General features: G+C 69.6%; 16 protein-coding genes and 1 tRNA gene. 12 read left to right on the top strand and 5 right to left on the bottom strand.

Annotated elements, in window-relative coordinates; genetic code table 11:
- Positions 1 to 14 precede the first annotated feature (14 nt).
- The 8 genes from tadA (at position 15) to ACIBK4_RS43240 (ending at position 4659) form a co-directional block, all read left to right on the top strand.
- A complete protein-coding gene (tadA, locus tag ACIBK4_RS43275; RefSeq protein WP_399004411.1) occupies positions 15 to 446 on the top strand; it encodes a tRNA adenosine(34) deaminase TadA in 432 nt (143 codons plus the stop codon).
- Between the two features lie 91 nt (positions 447 to 537).
- Positions 538 to 622, top strand: a tRNA-Ser gene (locus tag ACIBK4_RS43270).
- Positions 623 to 745: 123 nt separating this feature from the next.
- Complete coding sequence (locus ACIBK4_RS43265; protein ID WP_043685720.1) at positions 746 to 922, top strand: hypothetical protein; 177 nt, start codon at positions 746 to 748, stop codon at positions 920 to 922.
- A 25-nt stretch (positions 923 to 947) separates the two neighbouring features.
- Entirely contained in the window at positions 948 to 1241 is a 294-nt protein-coding gene (locus ACIBK4_RS43260) for a Dabb family protein (RefSeq protein ID WP_399004408.1), read from the top strand.
- Positions 1242 to 1404: 163 nt separating this feature from the next.
- Positions 1405 to 2286, top strand: coding sequence for an RNA polymerase sigma factor SigF (locus tag ACIBK4_RS43255; RefSeq protein WP_399004406.1), 882 nt, complete (start codon positions 1405 to 1407; stop codon positions 2284 to 2286).
- A 299-nt stretch (positions 2287 to 2585) separates the two neighbouring features.
- Positions 2586 to 3476: an RNA polymerase sigma factor SigF gene (locus ACIBK4_RS43250; protein ID WP_019073292.1), complete on the top strand. Its 891-nt coding sequence runs from the start codon at positions 2586 to 2588 to the stop codon at positions 3474 to 3476.
- A 239-nt stretch (positions 3477 to 3715) separates the two neighbouring features.
- Positions 3716 to 4192 (top strand): hypothetical protein, encoded by a 477-nt coding sequence (locus ACIBK4_RS43245; protein ID WP_399004404.1) that lies wholly within the window; start codon positions 3716 to 3718, stop codon positions 4190 to 4192.
- Positions 4193 to 4215: 23 nt separating this feature from the next.
- On the top strand, positions 4216 to 4659 hold the full coding sequence (locus tag ACIBK4_RS43240; protein ID WP_399004402.1) for a GNAT family N-acetyltransferase: 444 nt from the start codon (positions 4216 to 4218) through the stop codon (positions 4657 to 4659).
- A gap of 202 nt (positions 4660 to 4861) precedes the next feature.
- On the opposite strand, the gene ACIBK4_RS43235 is transcribed toward ACIBK4_RS43240, so the two are convergent.
- Complete coding sequence (locus tag ACIBK4_RS43235) at positions 4862 to 5065, bottom strand: hypothetical protein (protein WP_399004400.1); 204 nt, start codon at positions 5063 to 5065, stop codon at positions 4862 to 4864.
- Between the two features lie 198 nt (positions 5066 to 5263).
- Here ACIBK4_RS43235 and ACIBK4_RS43230 point away from each other — a divergent pair, with 198 nt between their 5' ends.
- The 4 genes from ACIBK4_RS43230 (at position 5264) to ACIBK4_RS43215 (ending at position 9784) form a co-directional block, all read left to right on the top strand.
- The gene (locus tag ACIBK4_RS43230) at positions 5264 to 5785 is read left to right on the top strand and encodes a MarR family winged helix-turn-helix transcriptional regulator (protein WP_399004398.1); all 522 of its coding nucleotides are present in this window, start codon (positions 5264 to 5266) and stop codon (positions 5783 to 5785) included.
- 21 nt (positions 5786 to 5806) lie between these two features.
- Positions 5807 to 8338 carry an MFS transporter gene (locus ACIBK4_RS43225; protein ID WP_399004396.1) on the top strand — a complete coding sequence of 844 codons (2532 nt, stop codon included), beginning with the start codon at positions 5807 to 5809 and terminating at the stop codon, positions 8336 to 8338.
- Between the two features lie 118 nt (positions 8339 to 8456).
- On the top strand, positions 8457 to 9278 hold the full coding sequence (locus tag ACIBK4_RS43220) for a YceI family protein (protein WP_399004394.1): 822 nt from the start codon (positions 8457 to 8459) through the stop codon (positions 9276 to 9278).
- Positions 9279 to 9316: 38 nt separating this feature from the next.
- A complete protein-coding gene (locus ACIBK4_RS43215; protein ID WP_390169131.1) occupies positions 9317 to 9784 on the top strand; it encodes a PPOX class F420-dependent oxidoreductase in 468 nt (155 codons plus the stop codon).
- Between the two features lie 95 nt (positions 9785 to 9879).
- Here ACIBK4_RS43215 and ACIBK4_RS43210 read toward each other — a convergent pair whose 3' ends face one another.
- From ACIBK4_RS43210 to ACIBK4_RS43195, 4 genes are all read right to left on the bottom strand, one after another.
- Positions 9880 to 10653, bottom strand: coding sequence for a TetR/AcrR family transcriptional regulator (locus tag ACIBK4_RS43210; RefSeq protein WP_399004391.1), 774 nt, complete (start codon positions 10651 to 10653; stop codon positions 9880 to 9882).
- 114 nt (positions 10654 to 10767) lie between these two features.
- Complete coding sequence (locus ACIBK4_RS43205; protein WP_399004389.1) at positions 10768 to 12243, bottom strand: MFS transporter; 1476 nt, start codon at positions 12241 to 12243, stop codon at positions 10768 to 10770.
- A gap of 111 nt (positions 12244 to 12354) precedes the next feature.
- A complete protein-coding gene (locus tag ACIBK4_RS43200; RefSeq protein ID WP_399004387.1) occupies positions 12355 to 14622 on the bottom strand; it encodes an ArnT family glycosyltransferase in 2268 nt (755 codons plus the stop codon).
- Positions 14619 to 16133, bottom strand: coding sequence for a glycosyltransferase (locus ACIBK4_RS43195; RefSeq protein WP_399004385.1), 1515 nt, complete (start codon positions 16131 to 16133; stop codon positions 14619 to 14621). Before ACIBK4_RS43195 ends, ACIBK4_RS43200 begins: the two co-directional genes overlap by 4 nt.
- Between the last annotated feature and the right edge of the window lie 9 nt (positions 16134 to 16142).

Here is a 16142-nt window from a genome sequence, read left to right as displayed (position 1 = left end):
GCTGGCGGGCCGCGATGCGGCTCGCCCTGGACGAGGCCGGCGCGGCCGCCCGGGGCGGCGACGTCCCGGTCGGCGCGGTCGTGCTGTCCCCGGACGGTACGACCGTGCTCGCCACCGGGCGCAACGAACGCGAGGCCATCGGCGATCCGACGGCGCACGCCGAGGTCCTCGCGCTCCGACGGGCCGCCGCTCACCTGGGTGAGTGGCGGCTGTCCGGCTGCACCCTCGTCGTGACCCTCGAACCCTGCACGATGTGCGCGGGCGCGCTGGTGCAGTCCCGGGTGGACCGGGTCGTCTACGGCGCCCGCGACGAGAAGGCGGGCGCGGCCGGCTCGCTCTTCGACGTGGTCCGCGACCGGCGGCTCAACCACCGCCCCGAGGTGATCGAGGGCGTCCTCGCGGACGAGTGCGCGCACCTGCTCACGGAGTTCTTCCGGGACCGGTAGCGAGACCGGTGGCGAGACCGGTAGCCGGATCAATCCCGGGGCTCGATTACCGATTTCAAACCACGCCCCACCTTGTTGTAAGGTCTCTCTCGGTAGCGTGTCCGAGCGGCCGAAGGAGCTCGCCTCGAAAGCGAGTGTGGCGCAAGTCACCGAGGGTTCAAATCCCTCCGCTACCGCTTCTGAAGGGCCCCGTCGAAAGACGGGGCCCTTCGTGCGTTGATCCATTCGGGGGCCGTGAAGGTTACACTCACCGCCGGCAACAGGGGGCCCACGGGCACAGAGTCACAGGGGAGGCCGCGATGGCGGTGAACGCCAAGAAGATCGCCGTCTATTTGCTCGTGGTCTTCGCGCTGTACGTGATCATCACGGACCCGTCCAAGGCGGCCGACTACGTCCAGATAGGCTTCGAGGGCATATCGGACGCCGCGAAGGCCATCGGCGACTTCATGACCTGGCTGGCCGACGGGGCGAAGTAGCCAACTACCCTCCAGGAGCGCGCAGATGATCCGCCACCTCGTCCTCTTCAAGCTCAACGAGGGCGTCGGGCGCGACGACCCGCGCGTCGTGGCCGGCGTCGAGGCCTTCCGCCCGCTCGGCGACCTGGTCGACGAACTGCGCTTCTGGGAGCTGGGCTGGAACATCAGCGACCGCCCCATCGCCCACGACTTCGCGATCAACTCGGCGGTCGACGACGCCGACGCGCTGAAGCGGTACATCGAGCACCCGGCGCATCAGGCCGGCGTCGCGCTGTGGCGCGAGTTCGCGACGTGGATCGTCGCCGACTACGAGTTCTGAGCGCGCCCCCGAACCGCCTTCCGCAGAGCCCCTTGCCGTCACAGCAAGGGGCTTTTGTTGCTCAACACGGCATAACACGGTATTAGGCGGTGCTTGCACACAGTGCACATGTCTTGTGATGCTATGACCGCTTTTGACGGATGAGTTGACCTATTGAAGAGGTGTGGCGTTGACCGTGTCGGCCAGTACTGCGCCGCCCCAGGAAGTCACGGAAGTCAGGGAAGTCAGGGAAGTCACGGGAGCCACAGGAGTCACGGAAGCCCCGCCGGCCGCGCCCCGCAGCCGCGGCGCCGACACCCGGGCCCTCACCCAGGTGCTCTTCGGCCAGCTCAAGGGGCTCCAGCCGGGCACGCCGGAGCACAACCGCGTGCGCGGGGCGCTCATCGAGGCGAACCTCCCGCTCGTGCGCTACGCCGCCGCCCGCTTCCGCTCCCGCAACGAGCCGATGGAGGACGTCGTCCAGGTCGGCACCATCGGTCTGATCAACGCCATCGACCGCTTCGACCCGGACCGGGGTGTGCAGTTCCCGACGTTCGCGATGCCGACCGTCATCGGCGAGATCAAGCGGTACTTCCGCGACAACGTCCGTACGGTCCATGTCCCGCGCCGGCTCCACGAGTTGTGGGTGCAGGTCAACGCGGCGACCGAGGATCTGACGACCGCCTTCGGGCGCACCCCGACCACCGGTGAGATCGCCGAGCGGCTGCGCATCGGCGAGGACGAGGTGCTGTCCTGCATCGAAGCCGGACGGTCGTACCACGCGACCTCCCTGGAGGCCGCCCAGGAGGGCGACGGGCTGCCGGGTCTCCTGGACCGGCTCGGCTACGAGGACCCGGCGCTGGACGGCGTGGAACACCGCGACCTCGTCCGCCACCTCCTCGTCCAACTCCCCGAGCGGGAACAGCGGATCCTGCTGCTGCGCTACTACAGCAACCTCACCCAGTCACAGATCAGCGCGGAGCTCGGCGTCTCCCAGATGCACGTCTCCCGGCTCCTCGCGCGCAGCTTCCAGCGACTGCGCTCCGCGAACCGCATCGAGGCATAGCGGCCGCACAGAAACGCACACCGGGGACCGCTCGAAAGCCCGAGCGATCTGTCACCGGTACGAACGAATCGCCCACAAGGCCCTTTCCCGACAGTTCTGGGCTGAAAAACCGTCAGACCCCCCTTTTCCAGGGCTGATTCGTGACAGACATGTCGACATGTCACTACAGCGTGTTGCCGACATGTGACATTCTGCGGGAAGCGCGTTTGCCGTGGCTCCGGCTCCGGTATTCAGGTGAAGGCACCGCTCCCCAGACGGGGGCGATCGCCGCGACCGTCCCGCGACCCAAAGGGGGTGGCATGTCCGCAGACCAGGGCAGCTCGAAGGTGCTCACGCTCACCAAGAGCGAGGCTGAGCCCGCACTCGACGCCGTTACGGTCCTTGAGGCCGTACCCGCCGTACCGGCCCCGGCCCTCCCGACCACGGGAGCCATCGACACCCGCACCCTGTCCCGCTCCCTCTTCCTGCGGCTCGCCGCACTCGACGAGAACAGCCCCGAGCGTGGTTACGTCAGGGACACCCTCATCGAGCTCAATCTCCCGCTGGTGCGTTACGCCGCCGCGCGTTTCCGCTCCCGCAACGAGCCGATGGAGGACATCGTCCAGGTCGGCACGATCGGCCTGATCAAGGCGATCGACCGGTTCGACTGCGAACGCGGGGTGGAGTTCCCGACGTTCGCGATGCCGACCGTCGTGGGCGAGATCAAGCGCTTCTTCCGCGACACGTCGTGGTCGGTGCGGGTCCCGCGTCGCCTCCAGGAACTCCGGCTGGCCCTCACGAAGGCCAGCGACGAGCTCTCCCAGAAGCTGGACCGGTCGCCGACGGTCCCCGAACTCGCCGCGGTGCTGGGCGTGTCCGAGGAGGACGTCGTCGACGGCCTCGCGGTCGGCAACGCGTACACGGCCTCCTCGCTCGACTCCCCGGCCCCCGAGGACGACGGCGGCGAGGGCTCGCTGGCGGACCGTCTCGGCTACGAGGACACGGCCCTGGAGGGCGTGGAGTACCGCGAGTCCCTCAAGCCCCTCCTGGCCAAACTCCCGCCCCGCGAACGCCGGATCATCATGCTGCGCTTCTTCGCCAACATGACCCAGTCGCAGATCGGCGAGGAGGTCGGCATCTCCCAGATGCACGTCTCCCGCCTGCTGACCCGCACCCTCTCCACGCTCCGCGAGGGCCTGATCTCCGACTGACCCGGACTGACCCCAACAGGGTCCCGAGGGTTCCTATTTGACGGAGTGTCAGCCACCATGGCGCGATGCTTCGTTCGACACGGACAGCCGGCCGCCGAGGCGCCTTGTGGGGCGCATCGGCGGCCGCCGCCTGCGCAACACTGACGGCATGCGGCACCGGCCCCGACGGCTACGTGGCAATCGGCCCACCCCACCCACCATCCGCTACGGCGGCACGCCCGACGGGGAGCGTCACGCTGGTGCCGCTGGACACCCCGACACCGCCCGAAGCCAGCAAGTCACCGCCCGACGGGGCGACTTCAGCACCTGCCCCGGCTCCCTCTTCACCCACGGGTGCCAAGTCCGGCCGTAGCAGCGCGCCTTCGCCGTCCTCTACCCCAACTGCCGTTCCTACGACGGCTCCCGCCACCCCCGCCGCCCTCACTTGGGGCGACCCCGCGCGCAAAGCCACCGACCACCGCTGGTGCGAGGACGTCACCCTGAGCTTCCGCAACTCCGGGGGCACGGCGGTGGTTTCGGGCAAGGTGACGTTCGGGACCCACATCATCGGGGCCCTGGGCATCGACTGGGCGACGATCGAGTCGACGGAGCAACTCCCCGTACCGATCACCGCGAACGGCCGCAAGAACAAGACCTGGACGGTCTGCGTCGACGCGTGGCGCGTGCCGTTGGGGATGCACATCGAGACGCGGGATGTGTCGGTCGAGTGGAAGTAGAGCCGGTCGATAGGCTCCGTGGCATGGACGTTCAGGTGGAGATCGCGCGTGAGGCGACCGGCGAACTCGTGGACGCGTTCGGGCGGTTGCTGCCGCAGTTGTCGTCGACGGCCGAGCAGTTGGACCGGGCGGCGGTCGAGCGACTGGTCTCGTGCGCGACGAACACCGTGTTGATAGCGCGAGTTGAGGGCGCGATCGTCGGCACCCTGACGTTGGTGATGTCTCCCGTGCCGTCGGGGCTACGGGGGCGGGTCGAGGACGTCGTCGTCGACAGCGCGGCCCGCGGGCGGGGCATCGCCGCGCTGCTCATCGAGCAGGCGCTGCAGATCGCCCGCGAGGCCGGGGCCCGGACCGTCGATCTCACCTCGCGGCCCGACCGCAGCACAGCGAACCGACTCTACGAGCGACTCGGCTTCCGGGTCCGGGAGTCGACGGTCTACCGCTTCCCCTTCGAGCCGGAGCAGTAGACCACCGCGCCGAACCCCCGGAGGGCGGTGCATCGCCGCGCTACCGATCGACGCGGCACTACAGATCGCCCGAGACGCCAGGGCCGTAGACCTCGCCTCGCGGCCCAACCGCGCCGCGGCGAACCGACCCTACGAGTGGTCTACCGGTTCCCCTCGGAGCCGGCCCGGTAGACCCCCGCCGTCAGCAGCAACGCCGTCGGCGTTACATGAAGGCCAAGTAAGCCACCGCCGCCACGACCACCACGGCGACGACGACGCCGATGATCAGGCCGATGCGGGGGCCGGCCGAGGCCGTGGGGGCCGCCTGGGGGCCGGTGCCCTGTGGGGTCTCGTCGACGAAGGCACGGAACATCTGGGTGCTGCCGGCGGGGTCGTAGTTGCCCTCGGGGCCCTGGGTGTTTGCCATGGGCCGAGACACTAGCGAATCCCCGGGTGACACCCAAGTGCGGGGCCTCGGACGTCCATTCCCACCTGCGGGTTTACGTACCGCAATGCTTGCCTTTGCCAACTTTTTATGCCATGCCCGCCCGTTTTATTTGCCTGTAGCAACCAACCTCTCTTACGCTCTTATGGTTGCCCTAAGCAACCGAACATGGGAGGTGTGATGGCCGAGCGGACGCAGTACGAGGAGCTGATGCGTCAGTTCAGTGCCTTCGGCGCCGTACGCAGGGAGTTGGGGCGGATCATGCCGTCCGACTGCCCCGGCGGCTCCGCGGCCGTGCTGACCCTGCTCGACCGGTACGGCGACATGCGCATGAGCAAGCTCGCGGAGCTGCTCTCCGTCGACATGTCCGTGACCAGCCGCCATGTCGCGCACGTCGTCGACCGGGGCTGGATCGAACGGTCCCCCGACCCCGCCGACAAACGCTCCCGCATCCTGCGCCTCACCCCCGGCGGCCGGGTCCAGGTGGACGAACTGTCCCGGCGGACCGCCCAGTTGCTCGCCGACCGGCTGAGCGACTGGAGCGACGAGGAGGTCGGGCAGCTGATCCGGCTGATGACCCGGCTCCGGGCCGACTTCGGCGACTGCCGTACCGGGCCGCCGTCCCGCCTCACCACCCCCCACGCCGAAACCCCCCACTCCCCCCACCGCGAACTCGAACACACCACCCGTACACCCGCATAAGCACGGAAGAAAAGGAAGCCCATGGCAACGACCACACCAGCCGGTGTGCGGGCTCACGCCAAGCACGGAGGGGGATCCCCCGCGGCCCCCGACGGCGCTCCGATGACGCACCGGCAGATCATGGAGGCGCTCTCCGGGCTGCTGCTCGGCCTGTTCGCCGCGATCATCTCGTCGACGATCGTCACCAACGCCCTGCCGACCATCATCGGCAGCCTGGGCGGCGGCCAGGAGGCCTACACCTGGGTCGTCACCGCGGCCCTGCTCTCCATGACGGCCTCGGTGCCGCTGTGGGGCAAGATGGCCGACCTGGTCAGCAAGAAGGCCCTGGTCCAGATATCCCTGGTCATCTACATCATCGGCTCGGTCGTCGCCGGCCTCGCGCAGAACCCGGCGATGCTGATCGGCGCCCGTGTCATCCAGGGCCTCGGCGCCGGCGGTCTCTCCGCCCTCGTCCAGGTCGTGATGGCCGCGATGATCGCCCCGCGCGAGCGCGGCCGGTACTCCGGCTACACCGGCGCCACCTTCGCCGTAGCCACCGTGGGCGGTCCGCTGCTCGGCGGCGTGATCACCGACACCTCGTGGCTCGGCTGGCGGTACTGCCTCTTCGTCGGTATCCCGTTCGCGCTGATCGCGCTGATCGTGCTCCAGAAGACGCTGAACCTCCCGGTCGCCAAGCGGAAGGTCAAGGTCGACTGGACCGGCGCCTTCTTCATCACCGCCGCCGCCTCGCTGCTGCTGGTCTGGGTGACCTTCGCCGACGACAAGTACGACTGGCTGTCGTGGCAGACGTACACGATGGTGGGCGGCACGTTCGTGCTGGCGCTGCTGTTCGTGTTCACCGAGACGCGGGCGAGCGAGCCGATCATCCCGCTGCGTCTGTTCCGCAACCGCACGGTCTCGCTGGCCTCCCTGGCCTCGCTGTTCGTCGGCGTGGGCATGTACTCGGGCACGGTCTTCTTCTCGCAGTACTTCCAGCTGGCCCGCGACAAGTCGCCGACGATGTCCGGGGTCATGACGATCCCGATGATCGGCGGTCTGTTCGTCGCGTCGATGGTCTCCGGCCGTTTCATCACCAAGACCGGCCGCTGGAAGGGCTGGCTGGTCGCCGGCGGTCTCTTCCTCACCGCGGGCCTCGGCCTGCTCGGCCTGATGCGCTACGACACCCCGTACTGGGAACTGTCCATCTACATGGCCATGTTGGGCATCGGCGTCGGCACGATGATGCAGAACCTGGTCCTCTCCACGCAGAACCAGGTCACCCCGAAGGACCTCGGCGCCGCCTCCTCCACGGTGAGCTTCTTCCGGTCCCTCGGCGGCGCGGTCGGCGTCGGCGTGCTCGGCTCGGTCATGTCCGGCCGGATCACGCACTACGCCAAGGACACCGTCACTTCCCTCGACCCGCAGTCGCAGGCCGCCGCCGCCAAGGCCGTCGGCAGCAGCGCGCTCCCCGACATGGACGCCCTGCCCAGCACGGTCCGCACCTGGCTGGAGAGCGCCTACGGCCACGGAATCGCCGATGTCTTCCTGTACGCGGCTCCCTTCGCGCTGATCGCCTTCATCGTCGTGATGTTCATCAAGGAGGTCCCGCTGCGGACCTCCGGCGGGCTGGCGCAGGCCGCCGAGGAGGCCGTGGGCGTGCTGGACGCGGCGGAGTTCCCCGCGCCGGTCGAGCAGAAGACGCCGAGTTGGGCCAGTGAAGGAACCGAGCAACTCGCCGCCGTGGCAACGGTGGTGGGGGAGGAGACCGCACCCGTGACCGCATCCGACCCCATGTCAGATCCCGTGTCCGGTGGGATTCCGGTCCGCGGCTTCGTCCGGGGCGCCGAGAGCGCGCCCGTCCCGCAGTCCGCCGTCACCCTGATCTCCCTCGCGGGACGCCAGTTGGGCCGCTCGGTCACGCAGGCGGACGGCTCCTACGCGCTGGCCGCGCCCAGCGTCGGCTCGTACGTCCTGATCGCCTCCGCCGACGGCTTCCAGCCGCAGGCGTCCACGGTCGTCGTCAACGGCCACGAACCGGTCTCCTACGACGTGCTGTTGAGCGGTACGAGCGGTCTGAACGGGCTCGTGCGGGCGGCCGAGACGGGGCTGCCCGTCAAGGACGCGATGGTCATCGTGACGGACGTGCGCGGCGACCTTCTCTCCACCGGAGTCACCGGTGAGCAGGGCGAGTTCGCGTTCGCCGAGCTGGTGCCGGGTGCCGTGACCGTCGCGGTGAACGCCGCCGGGTACCGGCCGCGCGCACTGCCCGTCGAGGTCGGCGGCACGGGTGTCACCCGGGTCGAGATCGACCTCGACTCCGGCGCCCAGGTCCAGGGCGTCGTCCGCGCCCCGCACGGCCCGTTGGCCGACGCCCGCGTGACCCTCGTGGACGCGGCGGGCAACGTGGTCGGCACCGCCACGACCGGTTCGGACGGGGCGTACGCCTTCACCGACCTGAGCGGCGGCGAGTACACGGTGATCGCGACGGGCTACCCGCCGGTCGCGACCGCCCTCACGGTGAACGGCCGCGGAGCCGACGGCCACGACATCGAACTCGCCCACCCCGGCGAGTAGTTCACCCACCTACCCCGGCCCGTGGAGTGTGTCCCGAGCGGAGGCACACCCCACGGGCCGGACCCGTTCGCACCGCTTCACAGCAACAAGGCTTTACGGCAAGGGAGTTCAGAGAGACATGGGACTGACCGCGAAGATCCGTACCCGCGACGGATGGGCCGTGTCGCACGCGGTCGTCACGGTGACCGACATGACCGGGGCGCAGGTGCTGCGGGCCGAGGCGGACGCGGAGGGGGTCGTACGGGATCCGGATCCGATGGCGCCGGGGCCGTACACCGTGATCGTGACCGCCGTCGGGTACGCGCCCGCCGCCGCCACCGCGATCGTCACCGCGAGCGGGCGGGCGGAGGTCGGCACGGTGACGCTGGCGCGGCAGGGCGGTACGGAGCTGCCGCCGCCCGGGCCGTGGACCGTCGACCCGGCCCACTCCACGGTCGGGGCGGTCGCGCAGCACCTGGGCATCTCCAGCGTGCGGGGCCGTTTCACCGACTTCGCCGCTACGGTCGAGATCGCGCCGGACGACATCGCCAAGTCCCGGGTGGAGGCGGTCATCCGGGCCGAGTCCATCGACACGGGCAACGGCATGCGCGACGAGCACCTGCGCTCGGCCGACTTCCTGGACGTGGCCCGCTTCCCGGAGATCACCTACCGGTCCACGGGCCTCACCCCGGCGGGCTCCGACCGCTGGACGGTCTCCGGTGACCTGACCCTCCACGGTGTCGTACGACCGGTCGACCTCGACCTCGCCTACCTCGGCACCGGGGCGGACCCCTGGGGCGGGACGCGGGCGGCGTTCCGGGCGACCGCGGAACTCCACCGCGAGGACTTCGCGATGAACTACAACCAGGTCGTCCAGGCGGGGATCGCGGCGATCGGTACGACGCTCAGGGTGGAGCTGGACGTGCAGGCGGTGCAGGGGGAGTCGTTGCCGCAGGCGTGAGCGGGCAGGGCGGGGTGGGCTGCGCCTAGGCTGGCCGTATGGCTTCGAACATCGCGAGCAACACCTCTGTGTCCCTGGACGAGCTGCTGGACTTCGTACGGCCCCGGCACCGGGCGATCCTGCTGACCCGGCGGGCGGACGGGAGCCCGCAGGGGTCCCCGCTGACCTGCGGGGTCGACGACTCGGGGCGGATCGTCGTCTCGACCTACCCCGAGCGGGCCAAGACCCGTAACGCCAAGCGTGATCCGCGGGTCAGCCTGATCATCCTGAGCGACGAGTGGAACGGGCCGTGGGTCCAGATCGACGGCACGGCGGAAGTCATCGACTCCCCCGACTCCGTGGAACCCCTCGTCGAGTACTTCCGGAACATCTCGGGGGAGCATCCGGACTGGGACGAGTATCGCGCGGCGATGGTGAAGCAGGGGAAGTCGATTGTGCGGGTTACGCCGGAGCGGTGGGGTCCGGTTGCCACCGGGGGCTTCCCGGCGCGGCTCGCCGAGAGCTGAGGGTGCGGGTCGCAGGGGGCTGAGGTGGTGCTGGGGGCTCCGCCCCCAGACCCCCATCGGCCCTGAAGGGGCCTCGTCCTCAAACGCCGGACGGGCTATTTTTCCCGCTCGACCATCGCCTCGATGCCCGCTACCAGCAGGTCAAGGGCGAAGGTGAAGTCCCGGTTCATCATGTCCGCGACCGTGTCGCCGCCCCTCGCCGCCATGAGTTGCTTGGACTCCTCCACGACCTCGGCGGTCGTCGGGGCTCCGTCGAACGTCGACATGGCGTGGCGGAAGTAGTCGTCGGGGGTCATGCCGGTGTCGGCGACGCGGGCGAAGAAGTGGCCCTCGATCGTGCCGTAGCCGTACACGAACTGGAAGACGGCCGAGATCGCCCCGGTCAGGCCGTGGTCCGGCAGGCCGGTGCGGCGGATCACGCGCTGTACGACACGGGAGAACGCGAGCGAGTTCGGGCCGATGTTGAGGAAGGTGCCGGCGAGCGGCGACAGCCAGGGGTGCCGGACCAGGAGCGCCCTGTACTCCGTTGCCAGGGCGCGGAGTTGGTCCCGCCAGTCCTCGTCCTCCGCCGCCGGGTCGGGCAACCGCAACTCCCCGAAGACTGCGTCCAGGGCGAGTTCGAGGAGGTCGTCCTTGGTGTCGACGTACCAGTAGACGGACATCGCCGTCACATTCAGCTCGGCGGCGAGCCTCCGCATCGAGAACTTGGCCAGGCCTTCCGCGTCCAGCAGCCGTACGGTCGCGTCGGTGATGCGGGTGCGGTCGAGGCCCGGTTGTCCTCCCCCACCGCGTCCGCTCCGGCGCGTCTTCGTCTCCAGCCAGACACTGGTGCGCGCAGAACGCCCCGACGACGGCGATGCCTTGGCCATGACGCACCTTCCTCAACTTCCAAATCCCGGCCCAGGTTATTTAAGGGGCGCGAGGAACTGCGCGACCAGCCACAACGCACCCGCAGCCGCCCACGCACCCCACCACCCGAGCTCCTAGGCGACCACCATCTCCGAGTCTGCCCGCTCCGCCCGCCACAACAACGCCGCCGCAAGCAACCCCCCGGCCAAAACAGCAACCGCCCCCACCAACTGACTGACCTCCAGACCGGCGGAGAAGGAATCGGTCACCCTCCTCCTCTCCTCGGCGGAAGAAGCCTCCGCCAAGCCGACCGGCAGGGACACCGCCGCGAACCGAGAACTCAACACCGCCCCCAACACCGCGACCCCCAGCCCGTTCCCGAACTCCCCCAACGTTCCATTGACGCCCGCACCGACCCCCGCCTTCTCCGGAGGAATCGCACTCATGATCGCGTGAGCCATCGCCGGGTTGGCGATCGCCGCCCCCGCCCCGATCAGCAGCAACCCCACCAACGTCCCCGCATACCCACCGGACGCGAGCGACGCGATCGACACCAACCCCGCCGACATCAACACCATCCCCAGCCCGATGGAAACCGGCATCCCCAGCCGCTTCGTCCACTTCGCCGCCAACCCCGAGAAGTTGAGCGCGACGATCGCCAGAGCGAGCGGCGCCGTACGCACACCCGCCTCCAACGGGCCGTAGCCGAGGACGAATTGGAGGTGTTGGGTGAGGAGGAAGAGCGAGCCGGCCATGCCGAAGGTGATCAGGACCACGCCCGTCACCGCGCCCGTGAAACGGCGGTCGCGGAAGAAGTCCAGGTCGAGCATCGGGTATGGGACGCGGTTCTCCCAGTACGCGAAGGCCCCCAACACCGTGATCGCCACCGCCGCCGTCAGCAGCACCCGGCCCGACGTCCAGCCGTGTGCCGGCCCGGAGATGATCGCGTAGACCAGCGCCGCCATGCCGATCGTGGAGAGCAGGGCGCCGAGGAGGTCGGGGCGGTCGCCTCGGGGGTTCTTCGATTCGGGGACCAGTGCCACCGCCGCTACCAACGCCAGCGCCGCGACAGGGATGTTGATCAGGAAGATCGCGCCCCACCAGAAGTGGTTCAGCATGAAGCCGCCGAGGAGCGGGCCCGTCGCGAAGCCGAGTGCGTTGACCGCCGCCCAGATGCCGATCGCCCGTGGCTGTTCGTCGACCGTGAAGATCTGCATCACCACGGCGAGGGTGGTCGTGATGAGCAGTGCGCCGCCCACGCCCATTCCGGCCCTCGCGACGATCAACTGCCCTGTGGACTGGGCGAGTCCGGCCACCAGCGAGCCCACGCCGAACAGCACCAACCCCGCGATCAGCATCTTCTTGCGGCCGTAGCGGTCGGCCGCGCTGCCCGCCGTCAGGAGCAACCCCGACTGCACCAGCGAGTACGCGTTGATCATCCACTGGATGTCCGCGGTGCTCGCGTCGAGTTCGCGGGTGAGCGAGGGGATCGCGACGTTCAGCACGGTGTTGTCGAGCAGCACGGTGAGCTGCGCGAGGCAGATGACTCCGAGGACGATCCAGCGCTTGGGGTGGCCCTGGAGGGGGTGGGGGCCTGGGGAATTCGGCATGTTGTACACCGTAGAACAGTTCCTGTACGGCGTACAACGGAGATACGAAGAGAGGCGGTGACCCTGTTGCGGGCCACCGCCTCTGTTCAACCGCTGCTCAGCAGGGAACCGTCAGCTGCTCGTCTTCTGCGTCAGGTCGTAGAAGGTGGCCGAACCGACCGTCACCTTCTTGTAGTTCTTCTCGACCCACGAGGAGATCTGCGAGGAGCTGCCCGTGCTGCTGCCGCCCATGCCCGTGCCGCCCGAGATGAAGTAGTGGATCTTGCCGTCCGCCACATACTTCTTGAACTGGGCCAGCGTCGGCGACGGGTCGGTGCCGTTGAAGCCGCCGATCGCCATCACCGGGTCGCCGGTGGCGAGTTGGTAGCTCGCGGCGTTCTGGGAGCCGATGGACGCGGCGACCCAGGTGTACTTGCTGGCGTCCGTCTGGAGGAGCTTCTTGGCCGCCGAGGTGACCGTCGCGCCGTTGAGCAGGCCGCCGACGCCACCGCCGCCGCCCATGCCGCCGTCGCCGCCCATCTGGCCGCCGAAGCCGCCGCCCTGGTTCTGCGTGCCGCCACCGGGGGTGGTGCCGGTGCCGCCGCCGGGCGCCGTACCCGTGCCGCCGCCGGGCATCGTGCCCGTGCCGCCGCCGGGGAAGCCGCCGCCCTGGTTCTGGGTGGTGCCACCGCCGCCCTGCTGGCCGGGCATGGTGCCCGTGCCGCCGGTGCGGTTGCCGCCGCCGAAGCCGCCTCGGCCACCGCCGCCGCCCGGACCGCCGCCCATCATGCTCGCGCCGGCCGGACCGGCCGTCGGGATGGAGCCGGTGTGGGCCGAGTTGACCGTGGAGAGCGTGTACGCCGTGGGGCCCGCCATGCCCGCCACGATGCTCAAGCCGACTGCCGCGAGGGCGAGTTGGCGGCCGATCTTCGCCACGAAGATCAGGCCGAGCGCGCCCGCGAGGGAGCCGATGAGGACCAGCCACTTCAGCCAGGGCAGGTAGTCGGGGGTGCGGTTGAGGAGGACGTAGCCCCATACGCCGGCCGCAACTACCGCTGCCGCGAGGGTGATTGACGCCCAGATCTCGCCGCGCTTCTCCCAGAGGGAGCCCGCGCCGATGCCGATCACGGCCGCGATGTAGGGGGCCAGCGCGATCGTGTAGTACTGGTGGAAGATGCCCGCCATGTAGCTGAAGACGAGCAGTGTCGTCACCAGCGAGCCGCCCCACACGAGCATCGAACTGCGCCTGACCGACGTGCGGCCCAGCTTGCGCGTGGCCACCAGGGCCGCGACGAGGAGGATCAGCGCGGCGGGCAGCAGCCAAGAGATCTGGCTGCCGATCTCGTCGTTGAACATGCGGTTCCAGCCGGTGGCACCCCACATGCCCGTGCCGGTGCCGCCGCCTCCGCCGCCCACGCTGCCGGTCTCGTCGCCGCTGAGGCGGCCGAAGCCGTTGTAGCCGAAGGTCAGTCCGAGGAAGCTGTTGTCCTGCGAACCGCCGATGTACGGGCGGGAGGACGCCGGCCACAGTTCGACGATCGCGACCCACCAGCCGGCCGCGACGACCAACGCGCCGGTGGCCAGGCCCAGTTGGGCGAACCTCTTCTTCACGCTCACCGGTGCGCAGACCGCGTAGACGATCGCGAGCGGCGGCAGGATCAGGAAGGCCTGCAGGGTCTTCGCGAGGAACGCGAAGCCGATCGCGACACCGGCCCACACCAGCCACTTCGTACGGCCGTCCTCCAGGGCCCGGACGACGAGGTAGCACGCCACCGACATCAGCAACGCCAGTGCGGCGTCAGGGTTGTTGAAGCGGAACATCAGCGCGGCGACCGGGGTGAGCGCCAGCACGGCGCCCGCGATCAGACCGGCCTCGGGGCTGTGCCGACGCCGTACGGCCGCGTAGACGACCGCGACCGTGCCGACGCCCATGAGGACCTCGGGGACCAGGATCGCCCAGGAGTTGAGGCCGAAGATGCGGACCGAGATCTCCATCGGCCACATGAAGGCCGAGGGCTTGTCCACGGTGATCGCGTTGCCAGCGTCGAGCGAGCCGAACAGGAACGCCTTCCAGCTCTTGCTGCCGGCCTGAACCGCCGCCGAGTAGAAGGAGTTGGAGTAGCCGGACGCGCTCAGGTTGTAGAGGTAGAGCAGGCCCGTCGCCAGCAGCATGCCCCAGAACGCGGGGCGCACCCAGCGCGGGTCCTCGGGCCGGCCGCGCCACAGGCGGCGCCCGAGCGGCTGCTTGGGCTCACCCGCCCCGGGGGCGGGCGTGTGCGCGCCCGCCCCCGGCTCCGCCACGGCCGTGTCTCTGCCGGTGTCGCTCTCACCGGTAGTCGGCCCCCAGGACGAGGGGCTGCCTCCTCCCGGATAGGTCGTCTGATCGGTGTCGGTGGTCATCGGGAGTTCCTCGGATCGGTGTCGTGGGGACGCACCGGCTGCAACTGCATCGTCGCGTCCCTCCAGGTGCCGTCCGCGGCTTCACCGGCGCGGAACTGGGTGGTGGTGCTGTGCGGGGTGGTGTCGTACGCGTCCTGCTGCGGCTGACGCTGGGGCAGCGGGGCGGCGTAGGAACCGGGGTACTGCGGGTTCTGCGGGTGCTGCGTCGCCGTCGAATAAGTGGGCGACGAAGGGGAGTTGATGGCTGCGAGCGTCGAGTCCTCGGTGCTGTCGCCGCGGTCCGGGAAGACCCAGGCGCGGAAGAGGAGGAAGCGCAGGACGGTCGCCGCGAGGTTGGCGGCCACCAGGACCGCGAGTTCGGTGGAGTGCGCCGGGTTGCTGCTGGCCGCGTTGAGGGCGGCGAGCGAACCACTGGTCAGCGCGAGGCCGATGGCGAAGACCACGAGGCCCTGCGCCTGGTGGCGGACGGCGCCGCCCCGGCCGCGGACCCCGAAGGTCAGTCTGCGGTTGGCGGCGGTGTTGGCGACCGCCGAGACCAGCAGCGCCAGCGCGTTGGCGACCTGGGAGCCGCCGAACTGCCGGAAGAGGCTGTAGAGGACCAGGTAGAAGAGGGTGGAGAGACCGCCGACCACGCAGAACCCGACGAGCTGGCGGGCCAGCCCCTTGGGCACGTCCTGGATGTCGCGGTCGCGCGGGTCGTCGCCGAAGGGCCGCGTGACGCGGTCGAGCGGCAGCGAACCGGAGGCCAGGGCCTTGCCCACGCGCCACACTCCCTTCAGGTCCTCGGTCGCCGTCTTGACGATGTGGACGGTCGAGTTCGGGTCGTCGACCCAGTCGACCGGCACCTCGTGGATACGGAGTCCGGCCCGCTCGGCCAGCACCAGCATCTCGGTGTCGAAGAACCAGCCGGTGTCCTCGACGAGCGGCAGCAGCGCCTGGGCCACATCACGCCGGATCGCCTTGAATCCGCACTGGGCGTCCGAGAAGCGGGCCTGGAGCGAGCCGCGCAGGATCAGGTTGTAGGTCCGGCTGATGAACTCGCGCTTGGCGCCACGCACGACACGCGACGAGCGGGCCAGCCGGGATCCGATCGCCAGGTCGGAGTGACCCGAGATCAGCGGCGCCACCAGGGGGAGCAGCGCGTTGAGGTCGGTGGAGAGGTCGACGTCCATGTAGGCGAGGATCGGGGCGTCCGAGGCGGACCAGACGGTGCGCAGTGCTCGACCGCGCCCCTTCTGCTCCAGCCGGAAGGATTTGACCTCCGGGATCTCCGACTCCAGCCGCGCTGCCACCTGGGGGGTGGTGTCGATCGACGCGTTGTCCGCGATGGTGATGCGGAACGCGTACGGGAACGTGCGCTTGAGGTGCTCGTGCAGTCTGAGCACACATGGCTGGAGGTCCTTCTCCTCGTTGTAGACGGGGATCACTACGTCCAGGACAGGCGTACCGGCGTCTCCGGCCGGGAGGTGCTCCCGCGCCGGCAGGGTGCCGGGAGAAGTGTCGGTTCGCATGGAACCGAC

The organism is Streptomyces sp. NPDC050528 (assembly GCF_044457795.1).
Taxonomy (GTDB): domain Bacteria; phylum Actinomycetota; class Actinomycetes; order Streptomycetales; family Streptomycetaceae; genus Streptomyces.
This window is presented reverse-complemented; position numbering and strand designations above follow the sequence as displayed.

Excerpts from the sequence above, each read along its gene's own strand:
- ACIBK4_RS43260 (WP_399004408.1), top strand. The coding sequence starts at position 948 with ATGATCCGCCACCTCGTCCTCTTCAAGCTCAACGAGGGCGTCGGGCGC.
- ACIBK4_RS43230 (WP_399004398.1), top strand. The coding sequence starts at position 5,264 with ATGGCCGAGCGGACGCAGTACGAGGAGCTGATGCGTCAGTTCAGTGCC.
- ACIBK4_RS43210 (WP_399004391.1), bottom strand. The coding sequence starts at position 10,653 with ATGGCCAAGGCATCGCCGTCGTCGGGGCGTTCTGCGCGCACCAGTGTC.
- ACIBK4_RS43265 (WP_043685720.1), top strand. The coding sequence starts at position 746 with ATGGCGGTGAACGCCAAGAAGATCGCCGTCTATTTGCTCGTGGTCTTC.
- ACIBK4_RS43200 (WP_399004387.1), bottom strand. The coding sequence starts at position 14,622 with ATGACCACCGACACCGATCAGACGACCTATCCGGGAGGAGGCAGCCCC.
- tadA (WP_399004411.1), top strand. The coding sequence starts at position 15 with ATGCGGCTCGCCCTGGACGAGGCCGGCGCGGCCGCCCGGGGCGGCGAC.
- ACIBK4_RS43240 (WP_399004402.1), top strand. The coding sequence starts at position 4,216 with ATGGACGTTCAGGTGGAGATCGCGCGTGAGGCGACCGGCGAACTCGTG.
- ACIBK4_RS43235 (WP_399004400.1), bottom strand. The coding sequence starts at position 5,065 with ATGGCAAACACCCAGGGCCCCGAGGGCAACTACGACCCCGCCGGCAGC.
- ACIBK4_RS43205 (WP_399004389.1), bottom strand. The coding sequence starts at position 12,243 with ATGCCGAATTCCCCAGGCCCCCACCCCCTCCAGGGCCACCCCAAGCGC.
- ACIBK4_RS43225 (WP_399004396.1), top strand. The coding sequence starts at position 5,807 with ATGGCAACGACCACACCAGCCGGTGTGCGGGCTCACGCCAAGCACGGA.
- ACIBK4_RS43250 (WP_019073292.1), top strand. The coding sequence starts at position 2,586 with ATGTCCGCAGACCAGGGCAGCTCGAAGGTGCTCACGCTCACCAAGAGC.
- ACIBK4_RS43220 (WP_399004394.1), top strand. The coding sequence starts at position 8,457 with ATGGGACTGACCGCGAAGATCCGTACCCGCGACGGATGGGCCGTGTCG.
- ACIBK4_RS43195 (WP_399004385.1), bottom strand. The coding sequence starts at position 16,133 with ATGCGAACCGACACTTCTCCCGGCACCCTGCCGGCGCGGGAGCACCTC.
- ACIBK4_RS43215 (WP_390169131.1), top strand. The coding sequence starts at position 9,317 with ATGGCTTCGAACATCGCGAGCAACACCTCTGTGTCCCTGGACGAGCTG.